We start from the raw sequence: 10682 nt of genomic DNA, 5'->3' as shown, positions 1-10682 counted from the left end.
CCTCATGCGAGAAAAGAAGTTATCCGGTATTAGCTCCGGTTTCCCGAAGTTATCCCAGTCTTACAGGCAGGTTGCCCACGTGTTACTCACCCGTCCGCCGCTAACTTTTGGGAGCAAGCTCCCAAAAGTCCGCTCGACTTGCATGTATTAGGCACGCCGCCAGCGTTCGTCCTGAGCCAGGATCAAACTCTCATTAAAGTAGTTTGTTAGCTCATTAGCTGGTCTTGCAAAAAATTATTTTAACGCTTCGTTTCGTTCAGTTTTCAAAGATCGAAATCTGCTGTTGGTTAAAACAGCGACTTTTAAATCATAGCACTTATCTATTTTGTAGTCAACTACTTTTTTTAAAAAAAGTAGCAGTCAACTTTTAGAATGAAATGGAGTCCTTTTTTTCGGACGTTTACTAATTTAACACAGAATTATAATTTGTACAATACTTTTTTTAAAATAAATGTAATTTGATTATGCAACTGATTAATTAACTGTTATTACGATATAAAATTACTATATTCCCTTACCCAAAAAGTTTCAAACTTTTTTTAGAAAAAGTTATCAAGCAGTCAAGATTAATCCTCAACATAATGCCGTGCCCCGGTTAATTATCGCAACACGGCATAAATTTTATAAATATTATTGATGATGCTGATATTACAATAGAAAATAAGCGACGATAGATCCGATGCCCCCAAACATAAGAGCATACGGCATATTCATAAAAGTAATTCTATAAGGACTTTGCTTCGTATTGATTGCGGTTAACGTAACGATTAATCCATAAGTGCTGACAGTTAAAGTGGCCATGGCACTTGTAACAATTACGATGGAGAGGCTAAGTGGATTAAATACTTCAATTAATGTCGTAAATAATCCAGTTAAAATACCAATAATAGCGATTGGATGAATTCCAAACATGCTCATAAAAATAAAAAGAAGCTGAATAACGAAAAAAATGAGCAGAGGATAATCAGCAACGTATAAAATCGGCTTTTGAATGACTTCAAGGAACGTTGCACCGTTTAAACTATTAGAGAAAAAGGAAAGAGCAATAAACAACACTATAAAGTTCTGCATCGTATTCGTCTTCTGTTTCCAAGTATTCCAGCCAATGATTAAAAAGCTGCGTACCCTTTTAAGCAGAACCGACCAAATATAAGAAAATGGAAAAATCAACAATGTGACAGACAAGATAAAATTAATCTTTAATATGCTGCCACATAAAATGACAAGTAATAGAAATGCCACTAGAGCAGCAGTTAAATGGGCAAACCTTTTTATTAATTCTTTTTTATTGATCTTAATTCTTCTTTCCTCTTCATAAGGGTACTTCTTAAAATAAAATCTCCCCCATAAATTATCGAGAATAAATGTTAAGACTGCAATGAGTAATAGCCAAGGAAGCAATGATACATAACTTACTCCCGTGACAAAAATCGAAACGGCCAGTAAGATTTCTAATGGACTCCATAAAACTGCAAGTGTAAAACCTCTTATAGTTGACTGGGTCATGAATGAATTTCTTAATGATGTATCTATTTTAGATAGATTGTCTTTCAATACATCTTGTGTAATTGACATAGCCGATAGATTAAGAAATGCCGCTAATGATAGTGTCGTTGCTGAACTGCGTATATATAAGTTACCTAGGTCAGATACATTGTATCTCATGATTGTGTTTAAACTTTTATCAAACCTTCCACTCCATACGACACTGCTCATCCAAGGCAACATGCATAGTAAAGTTAATAAGGCCATGTTTGACGTAAATAAATTAGGAATTTCACTTATCGGCTTACTAGTATAGAAAAATAAATATCCTCCAACGAACAAAAAGGATGTGCCTAGTATTTTAAATAACCGTGTTGCCCTTGAAAAAGATACAAGGAGCATCAAAATGGCAAATATGCCAATGATGTAATTTAACCTTTTACTATCTATAAATATATTAATCATATGGATGAGAAAAACAGCAGAGTAAAAGATATAGAGATAGCGAGAAAGCAAATGTTGTTTCATTTTTACCTCCAAAGCGCCCATATGAAAAAGGCTGTGGATTGATTCCATAGCCTATCATACTCAAAAGCCGATATATTAAATTGTCATGCTGCCGAATCCGCCGTCTACACGAATAAATGTACCTGTTACAAAACCAGATGCTTTTTCAGAAGCTAAGTATACTGCTGCTCCTTGAAGTTCCTCTGGTACACCAAAGCGATTCATTGGTGTATGTCCCATAATGGATGCGATTCGTTCTTCACTTAAGATTTTCCGATTCTGTTCTGCTGGAAAAAATCCAGGAATAATGGCATTTACGCGAATACCATAAGGAGCAAACTCCCTAGCCAAAAACTGAGTAACACTATTTACACCTGCTTTTGATGCAGAATAGGTGAATACCCTTGATAATGGGGTTGTCGATGATACAGATGAAATATTAATGATACTTCCTTTTCTCTCCTGCTCCATCATCCGCTTTGCAAATATTTGCGTAGTAAAAACAAGCCCTTTTAAATTGACATCCATTATGTCGTCCCATTCATCCATTTCCAATTCGAAGAAAGGAGTGGAACTGTTTTTCCCAGGTGCATTTAATAAAATATCCCATCCACCTGACCATGCTTCAATTTCTTTAGCTAGGTTTTCAATCGCTTCTAGGGAACTTACATCACCGTAAAAAGATTTTGCTTCCCCGCCATTTTCAATGATTTCTTTTGTGACAGCTTCTGCTTTTTCTAAGTTCCTTCCAACAATGGCTAGTTTCGCACCATGTTCTGCCAATCCTTTCGCAATGGAGCTGCCGAGTACACTATTTCCCCCAACCGCCACTGCCACTTTTCCAGTTAAATCAAATAAATTACTCACCATTTCTCCCCCAATTTTATATACGGAAATTTCCATCCTCATTAAAATCCATTTCTTTCAAGTCAGATATTGGCTCTAAATTTGGATGCTCTTCTACATAATTAAGGAGGTTTTCCGAAACCTCAATCTCACTTATTTCCAACGTGTTTTTGATCCGTACTAGATTTACTTTAGTAAAATCAAAAATATTACATGTTTTAATGGCTGCTTTTATACAAAGACGGTCGTTTGCCAAGGTGGTCGCAATTTTGGTAGGAGCAACGACTGTAGATGTTAGTCCATTCGCATAGGTCGCTTCTCTATCCATCTTGTCTACGAGACGTTGGGTTGTAAAATCCGCCGTCCCCACACCATTTGCATTTCCTTCTGATTCTTTCGTTAAATCCAAAACAGCCATCTTAGTCACATCTGGCCCGCCATGTGCATACGGGGTCGGATAACGGCCTGTAATATTTGGATCCATTCCGTCTCCACTAATGTTTTTACCAATTTCATCGATGACGAGCACATCAATTTGATCAAAAAAGAGCTTCGGCAATAGTTGTTTTGCCAGCTTTTGCAATTCTATTTCCTTCTCTTCAATCTCATCGGGAGTCAGGACAGCCACCTTTGCCACTTTATCAAAGGCATTTTCAACTGAAGCCACCGCGAATAATATCGGCATTTTTTCCATAATCATTCTAGCCATTGCCGGGACATGCTCGGCCATATACTTAAAACCTAATTGATGACAGGCTTCTGCCCCTTTTTGTTTTCCTAGTCCGATGCTAATCATCTTCATAACTCCGCTTTCAACGGGACCACGGAACGCAGTATGCGGTTTAACGCGGTTCAATACGATAATACCGTCTGCCTTTGAAGCAATCTTATCGACATATACAGGAAGCCCATTCGACAATTCCCCAACTTTAATTACTTCCATAGAAGAACGGATTTCTGCATCGACCGCTGCTTCCGTAACTCCAAGATGTTCGAGTACTCCTTTTTGCCCTTCCGCTGTCGCTCCTCCATGACTTCCCATACTAGGGACAATAAACGGATTTGCGCCTAACTCTTTTAAAAATTTCACCGTAATCGCGGTCATATCTACAATACGATCAACACCTCGACTGCCGACTGCAATGGCAATTTCCATACCTGGTTTAATCTTAGAAAGGATTTTTTCTTGATTCAATTCAGCTCTTAGGGCAGCTTCAAAGTCCTCAATCTTCGTGTCGTCAAATTTCTGCCTGACCTTTACCATCCTTGGCAGCGGAATATCTTTAAGTAATTCTTCTAATATACCCACAATTGTTCACTCCCCTTACCAATACGGGTGAGGAAGCCCTCCCCTTTGTCTTATTCTAAACCGAAATAACGTTTCGCATTTTCATAAGAAATATTGCGTACGTATTTTTCTAATAGTTTCATATCCTTTGACACTTTGCATTCTTCAACCCAAGTTCCCAAAAGATTACATAGTATTCTTCTGAAATATTCGTGTCTAGGAAACGATAAAAAGCTTCGTGAATCGGTAAGCATCCCGATGAAATTGCTGATTAAACCAATATTTGCGAGAGTTTTCATTTGATTTTCCATACCATCAATGGTGTCGTTGTACCACCATGCTGTTCCAAACTGCACTTTTCCTGGCAATTCAGAGCTTTGGTAGTTGCCTGCCATTGAAGCAAGAACATCATAATCCTTTGCGTTTACACTATATAGGATTGTTTTTGGCAATTTATCCTTCTGCTCCAATGAATCGAGAAAACCAGCTAATTTATTCGCAATCAACAGATCTCCGATTGAGTCAAAGCCGGTGTCAGGACCTAGCCTAGTAAACATTCGTTTATTATTATTGCGAAGTGCACCTAAATGGAGCTGCATCGCCCAGCCTTTTTCAGCGTACCATTCTCCCAGAGCTAGTAATGTGTATGTCTTAAATTTTTCAGCATCCTCTTCTGACACGTCTTCACCATTCAATCGCTTCTTGAAAATTTGGTCGACTTCTTGTTTGGAAGCTTCTTTAAAAAACATTACATCAATACCATGATCGGAACTCTTACAACCATGCTCCGCAAAATAATCGACCCGCTTCGAAAATGCGTCCAAAAACGCATCGTAATTTTCAATGGATGAATTCGTTACTTCCCCTAATTTTTCTACCCAAGGCAAAAAGGTTTCTCGTTCAATATATAAGCCTTTATCAGGTCGAAACGAAGGAGAAACTTTAACTTCAAAACCTTCCTCTTTCAATGCCCAATGACTCTCCAAGCTATCTGTTGGATCGTCTGTCGTTCCTAAAAATTCAACTTTATCTTTTTTTAAAATCGAGCGAACAGAAAGTTCCGGCGTTGCTAGCTTCCTATTTGCTTCCTCCCAAATAGCTGGAGCCGATTTTTCACTTAATATTTCGTCAATATCAAAATATCTTAACAACTCTAAATGAGTCCAGTGGTATAGAGGGTTTCCAAATGTATTAGGAACGGTTTCAGCCCATTTTAAAAACTTATCATAACCACTTTTATTTCCTGTAATATAATCCTCATTAACTCCATTCGCCCGCATGGCGCGCCATTTATAATGATCTCCACCTAGCCAAATATCAGCAATATCATTAAAACTTTTATTTTCCAAAACTTCATCTTGTTTTAAATGATTATGATAATCAATAATCGGCAAATCTTTTGCAGTGCCGTGGAAAAGCTCTCTAGCCGTTTCATTATAAAGTAAAAAATCATCTGTAATAAACGTTTTCATAGAGTGTTAAACATCCTTTCATGTAGTATACGAAAAACTTTTTTTATAAAGAAACAACATTTGAATACTCAGCTTTAGAATCATCAGGCAAAACTTCATTCATACTCCCCGTGCGATATCCTAACAAATCAATCGATACATAAGAAAATCCTAATAACACAAGTTCTTGATAAATCATTTCATTCTGTTTCAATAACAAATTCATTTCTTCAGGCTTCACTTCAATCCGAGCGACTTCGCCGTGATGACGCACACGAACGGTAGATAATCCAATCTTTATTAAAAAGATTTCCGCTTTGTTTACTTGATCAATTTTTTTATGATCTAGCTTAATCCCGTAAGGTATTCTAGATGCGAGACTGCAAGAAGCTGGTTTGTTCCACACGGGAACAGAATGGAGTTGAGCAAGTTCTCTAACCTCATGCTTATAAAGCCCTGCTTCTTGAAGCACACTTCGAACGCCTTCTTCGGTTCTCGCTTTTAATCCCGGTCTAAAATCATCCATGTCATCCATAATCATCCCATCTAGTACATAAGGGAAGTTAAGTTCCTTCGCTAGTTCCTTGAGGTGAGAATAGAGCATTTTTTTACTGTGATACCAGCTATCTGGATTATTTGCGACGATATTAGGATTACTCAACTCCTTGATTTCTGTCCGAAGAAGTTGCACACCCATTTCTTCCGCTAATTTCACTGCACCGTCAAATTCTTCTTTTCTAAATAGTTCGGAATGGACAACAACTGCTAAAACTTGGTCTCCAAGTTCTTGCTGAGCACGCTTTAAAAGAAGGGCACTATCCACCCCACCTGAAAAAGCAACGATAACACGTTCCATATTTTTCAATATATTTCCAAGATCTTGATTCTTTTTAGCAAGTATTTCGTTCATATTCGTTCTCCTTCTTTACTTATTTTTTAGTTCCACTTCAGACACGAATTCACTGTAAATTATTCAGTTCATCTTTTTATAATCCCAATGTTTCTAAATGTTTTCCAATATGAAAAATGAGAGCTTTTTTATATTCATCTTCATGCTCGTCAAGTGTTTTAAAGAATTCATCTTTAAACAACGATGCCCCGTTTTCATCTTCCGCCGTTAAAATTAAGCCATAAGTGACATGGAGAACTTGCCGTGCAGCATCATTATTCATATAGTCTGCTAGATTTTCATCTGCAATTGAATCAAGTGGAGTTATTGTCCCCATGTCAGGAGTAATGTGATAGTATCTCAAAGCTTCATCCAAATTTTCCAATGCAAACGTATGCAACCTTCTATACAAATCAGGATTTGTCTTCGCAATGACCCTGACTGCTTCAAGCCAGTTCGTACCAGCTGTTTTTACGTGCACGACACCTTTTGTATACTTTGCAATAATCGGGAACACCTTGAATTTATCACTGCCTGAATGGATGCTAAGTTTATAACCAAAATACTCGGCAATCAACGCATGTTCACTTAGTTCACGTTCGAATTGTTCAATATTCCCAATATAATCGATTCCTTTTTGGAATTCCCCGCAGAATCTCGGAGCTAGACTTGTCACCTTTACTCCTTTCGATGTTAATTCATTCGCAACGAAGAAATGCGCCATAGGGGATGTAACGGTTTCTGTTTCATCTATGGAAATTTCAAAGTCAAAATCGCGATCTAGCTTGCTTATGTATTCTTCATATACATGAACCATATAATTAAGCGCTTCGTTATATTCCAAAACATATTTAATCAGTGTTTCTTCATCGAAAGAAATCGTTAATCCGTTTACAGCAAATGTTTGATTTAAATATCTTTCATTGTAATATGCTTGAATTTTTTGCGGAAGCTTTTCAAATTCAATACGTACTTCTTCCAAAGACTGGGCATCGATTCCTGTTGGAATATAATCCGAGCAATCTAATGTCAGCATTGAGATTCCAAGTTCAAGTGCCATTTTAATATCACTTTCTACCTTAATATGATCACCATCCGCGCCATATCCACCTTCATATCCCTCTTGGAAAACAGCAAACGCCGCGGCATCGAGCATATCATTCATCGTACGATTAGTAAGTGTTAATTCACGGATACTTTGTTGTGCAAGAATTGGTTTGACACGATGGTCTTTGACTGTTTCAATATGTCCAGGTGATGCAATACCAAGGCGATCTCCCAACCCCATTGTCGCTTTTTTTGTTCCGAATGCACGTGGGACAGTGTAATCGAAATAACGGTTTAGTACGAGACGATTTTCATGACTTAATGGGCAAAGCTTTCCGTTTCCGATAGCCTTCCCTTGTAATTCATCAAAAAGGGAACTTTCACCAACAGCAAGGATGTAACGGTCTCCATTTGTTTTCACCATTAATAAACGCGTATTTTCGTATTCCTTAAATGACTTTTCATAGACTTTTACACTAGTATCATAAGAAACTATTTTTCCATATTCAAGTTCCTTAAGTATAGGTAGTAAATTTTCCATTTTTATCATCATCCTTTACCTTTTTCAATAGACTTCAATCCTATAGAATGACAGCGGTATCAATAATTACACTCACGAAAATAACAACGTTGTTATTACTATTATGATAGATCATTTATGCTGTTTTCGCAATGTAAAAAATATATTAAAGTCCTTACTGATAAAACAATGAAAACGTTGTTATTCTGTGATACATTAAAAAAAGTAAATATATCACGATTTCAATAGGTGAAAAGAATGAGCGTAACCATTAAAGATATTGCAAAAATAGCAGGAGTTAGTTATTCCACTGTTTCCAAAGCGTTAAATGATAGCCCATTGGTTAAACCCACTACAAAAAGTCGTATACTTAAAGTGGCGAAAGAAATGGGATATGAACCGAATTACGCTGCTCAAAGACTCGTTTCTAAGCAAACAAAAATTATTGGATTGATTTGGCCAACTATTGAAAGGGTCGTTCTTTCAACTTTAGTGACGAATATTAGCAATGAAATTAGAAAAACGCCTTACTCCATGATTCTTTCGGTCGAGCCATTTGAAGCCTCACTAGATACATTTAAACGATTTCAAGTTGATGGGATCATTTTCTTTGATGAACATATCGACATTTCTATTGAATCGAATCATATTCCTTTACTTACATACGGCGTTGCAGAGAAGAAAGTTAATCATTATCCAATCATCGACGCTAACCATGAACAAGCGATGTTTGAAGCGATAAAATATTTGCACAGCAATTTAGGGCATAAAAAAATAGCCTATATTGGCGATTTTTCAAAAACGGATCGAATGCAGATGGAAAAATTGAATGGTTTTAAAAAAGCAATGAAACACTTTGGATTAACGATAAATCACCATTTCTTAGTAGATACGAAAGGTCTCGATTGGTATGACGGCTATTACGCTGTAAGCAAGCTGCTAGAATCAACTGAACGCCCGACCGCAATTGTTGGAGGAAGCTATGATATCAGCGGCGGCATCATTCGTGGAATTAAAGAAAAACAGCTACAGATTCCAAACGATATCTCAATTATTAGTTATGATAACATCCCTCAAATGGCAAATATGGAAATCCCTTTAACTAGCATTGGAGTTCCCATTGAACAATTAGCAACTGAAATTGTTCATTCTATCATTGAACTAATTGAAAACAAAAATCTTCATCCGAACATTCGTAAAATGAAGCCGGAATTAAATATTCGAAAATCTTGTGGCAGAGTAAATACATAATTGCCGAACAAAAAAACCTTTAAAAAAGTCAATTTTTTAAAGGTTTTTTGTTACTTTATTATAAAAACTATTTACTAATGTTTACTTAATGCTGCTATACATTGTGGAAATATTTGATTCATGTTTAAAGGAACCAACTCATATTATAATATCAAATCTACTTTTAACAAGAAGGTGAATCTCGAATGCTAACAAACATCGCACTCGTTATCGCTTTAGTTATGACCGTTTATTTATTTGCGTACTCTTATATTGAAGCATTAAAAATTTCAAATTCTGAAGAACAAGTTTATGGTGGAACATTTATTTTTTCATCGATTATGGCGTTTGTATTTTCTGGTCTTACATATTTATTTATTTAAATACATCATATTTTAATTCATTCCTCTATTTTTCTAGCCCCTGAACAGCCTTGGATTTTTTCTCCTGAACAAGAAATAAAGTAACACTTACTATGATGATCATCCCTCCTATTATTTGGGTCCAAAGAATCTTTTCGTTCAAAATATAAACAGCCAAAATTGCTGCACCTACTGGCTCAAATAAAATGGCCATCGAGATGGTAGAAGTGCTTAACCATTTTATAGACCAATTAAAAAGGGTATGTCCTAATAATGTGGGAATTAACGCAAGCAATAAAAAATATATCCAATCAGCAGACGGATAAGGATATAAGGAAGATCCTGAAAGCAATACATACACGAACAATGTAACGGAACTAATAAAATAAACGGTAAATGTATATGTAATAAGTGATATCCTTTTCCTTACTTCCTGCCCAAATAATAAATACGCAGTAATAAACGCACATGCAGCTAACGCTAAAAAGTCACCATATAAAGCGGAACCGCTTATTTGAAAATCGCCCCAACTAATAATGACACTACCGATAATAGCAGCGAAGCCACAAAGAATAGCCTTTGCTGAAAATCGTTCATTAAATAAGAAAAACGTACCGACAAAAGCGAATAAAGGTTGAAGCGTCACTAAAACTGTCGAACTCGCAACTGTTGTGTAATTAAGCGATTCAAACCATAAAATAAAATGGAAAGCTAGAAAGACTCCTGCAATGATGGAAAATATCCAATCTTTTATATTCATTACGAAAAGCTCTTTAATATAATTCGGGAAAAATAGCGGTATCATCAGAACAACACTGAAAAATAGCCGGTAAAAAGCAATTACCGCTGCATCCGCTGAAGATAGTTTTACAAATATAGCGGAAGTCGATACTGACAAAACACCCACAATCAATGCAAAGTATGGGTTTATCTTTGGATTTTCCATATGTTTCTCCTTCTAGTTGGCATGGAATAATAATATAAAGCTTTTATGAAAACATTTTACCTGTCGGATAAGATATAATCCATACATATAAGATAATTCATCTAGGAAGGA

The 10682-nt window shown here is 36.4% G+C and carries 9 protein-coding genes and 1 rRNA gene; 2 read left to right on the top strand and 8 right to left on the bottom strand.

The features are described from left to right. The 7 genes from NQ185_RS16240 to NQ185_RS16210 form a co-directional block, all read right to left on the bottom strand. A 16S ribosomal RNA gene (locus tag NQ185_RS16240) occupies positions 1 to 198 on the bottom strand; the annotation flags it as partial. 450 nt (positions 199 to 648) lie between these two features. Beyond that, positions 649 to 2013: a hypothetical protein gene (locus tag NQ185_RS16235; protein WP_257583056.1), complete on the bottom strand. Its 1365-nt coding sequence runs from the start codon at positions 2011 to 2013 to the stop codon at positions 649 to 651. Between the two features lie 75 nt (positions 2014 to 2088). Next, complete coding sequence (locus NQ185_RS16230; RefSeq protein ID WP_257583055.1) at positions 2089 to 2859, bottom strand: SDR family oxidoreductase; 771 nt, start codon at positions 2857 to 2859, stop codon at positions 2089 to 2091. Positions 2860 to 2875: 16 nt separating this feature from the next. Next, the gene (locus NQ185_RS16225; protein WP_257583054.1) at positions 2876 to 4147 is read right to left on the bottom strand and encodes a nickel pincer cofactor-dependent isomerase, group 22; all 1272 of its coding nucleotides are present in this window, start codon (positions 4145 to 4147) and stop codon (positions 2876 to 2878) included. 50 nt (positions 4148 to 4197) lie between these two features. Then, positions 4198 to 5598, bottom strand: coding sequence for a glucuronate isomerase (uxaC, locus tag NQ185_RS16220; protein WP_257583053.1), 1401 nt, complete (start codon positions 5596 to 5598; stop codon positions 4198 to 4200). A 43-nt stretch (positions 5599 to 5641) separates the two neighbouring features. Beyond that, the gene (gene larE / locus NQ185_RS16215; protein ID WP_257583052.1) at positions 5642 to 6487 is read right to left on the bottom strand and encodes an ATP-dependent sacrificial sulfur transferase LarE; all 846 of its coding nucleotides are present in this window, start codon (positions 6485 to 6487) and stop codon (positions 5642 to 5644) included. 76 nt (positions 6488 to 6563) lie between these two features. Next, the gene (locus NQ185_RS16210) at positions 6564 to 8054 is read right to left on the bottom strand and encodes a tagaturonate epimerase family protein (RefSeq protein WP_257583051.1); all 1491 of its coding nucleotides are present in this window, start codon (positions 8052 to 8054) and stop codon (positions 6564 to 6566) included. Between the two features lie 237 nt (positions 8055 to 8291). Here NQ185_RS16210 and NQ185_RS16205 point away from each other — a divergent pair, with 237 nt between their 5' ends. Together NQ185_RS16205 and NQ185_RS16200 are read left to right on the top strand one after the other, a co-directional pair. After that, a complete protein-coding gene (locus NQ185_RS16205; RefSeq protein ID WP_257583050.1) occupies positions 8292 to 9284 on the top strand; it encodes a LacI family DNA-binding transcriptional regulator in 993 nt (330 codons plus the stop codon). 185 nt (positions 9285 to 9469) lie between these two features. After that, positions 9470 to 9646 carry a hypothetical protein gene (locus NQ185_RS16200; RefSeq protein ID WP_257583049.1) on the top strand — a complete coding sequence of 59 codons (177 nt, stop codon included), beginning with the start codon at positions 9470 to 9472 and terminating at the stop codon, positions 9644 to 9646. Positions 9647 to 9671: 25 nt separating this feature from the next. Here the strand turns inward: NQ185_RS16200 and NQ185_RS16195 are convergent, their stop codons facing one another. Continuing rightward, positions 9672 to 10571, bottom strand: a complete 900-nt coding sequence (locus NQ185_RS16195; protein ID WP_257583048.1) for a DMT family transporter — start codon at positions 10569 to 10571, stop codon at positions 9672 to 9674. Positions 10572 to 10682: the final 111 nt, after the last annotated feature.

It is taken from the genome of Lederbergia panacisoli (genome assembly GCF_024626525.1).
GTDB classification, from domain to species: Bacteria; Bacillota; Bacilli; order Bacillales; family Bacillaceae_C; genus Lederbergia; species Lederbergia panacisoli.
Note: the sequence above shows the minus strand (reverse complement) of the source record. Positions and strands in the feature narration are given on the sequence as shown.

Coding starts and splice junctions, on each gene's coding strand:
- NQ185_RS16235 (WP_257583056.1), bottom strand. CDS start 2,013: ATGAAACAACATTTGCTTTCTCGCTATCTCTATATCTTTTACTCTGCT.
- uxaC (WP_257583053.1), bottom strand. CDS start 5,598: ATGAAAACGTTTATTACAGATGATTTTTTACTTTATAATGAAACGGCT.
- larE (WP_257583052.1), bottom strand. CDS start 6,487: ATGAACGAAATACTTGCTAAAAAGAATCAAGATCTTGGAAATATATTG.
- NQ185_RS16210 (WP_257583051.1), bottom strand. CDS start 8,054: ATGGAAAATTTACTACCTATACTTAAGGAACTTGAATATGGAAAAATA.
- NQ185_RS16205 (WP_257583050.1), top strand. CDS start 8,292: ATGAGCGTAACCATTAAAGATATTGCAAAAATAGCAGGAGTTAGTTAT.
- NQ185_RS16200 (WP_257583049.1), top strand. CDS start 9,470: ATGCTAACAAACATCGCACTCGTTATCGCTTTAGTTATGACCGTTTAT.
- NQ185_RS16195 (WP_257583048.1), bottom strand. CDS start 10,571: ATGGAAAATCCAAAGATAAACCCATACTTTGCATTGATTGTGGGTGTT.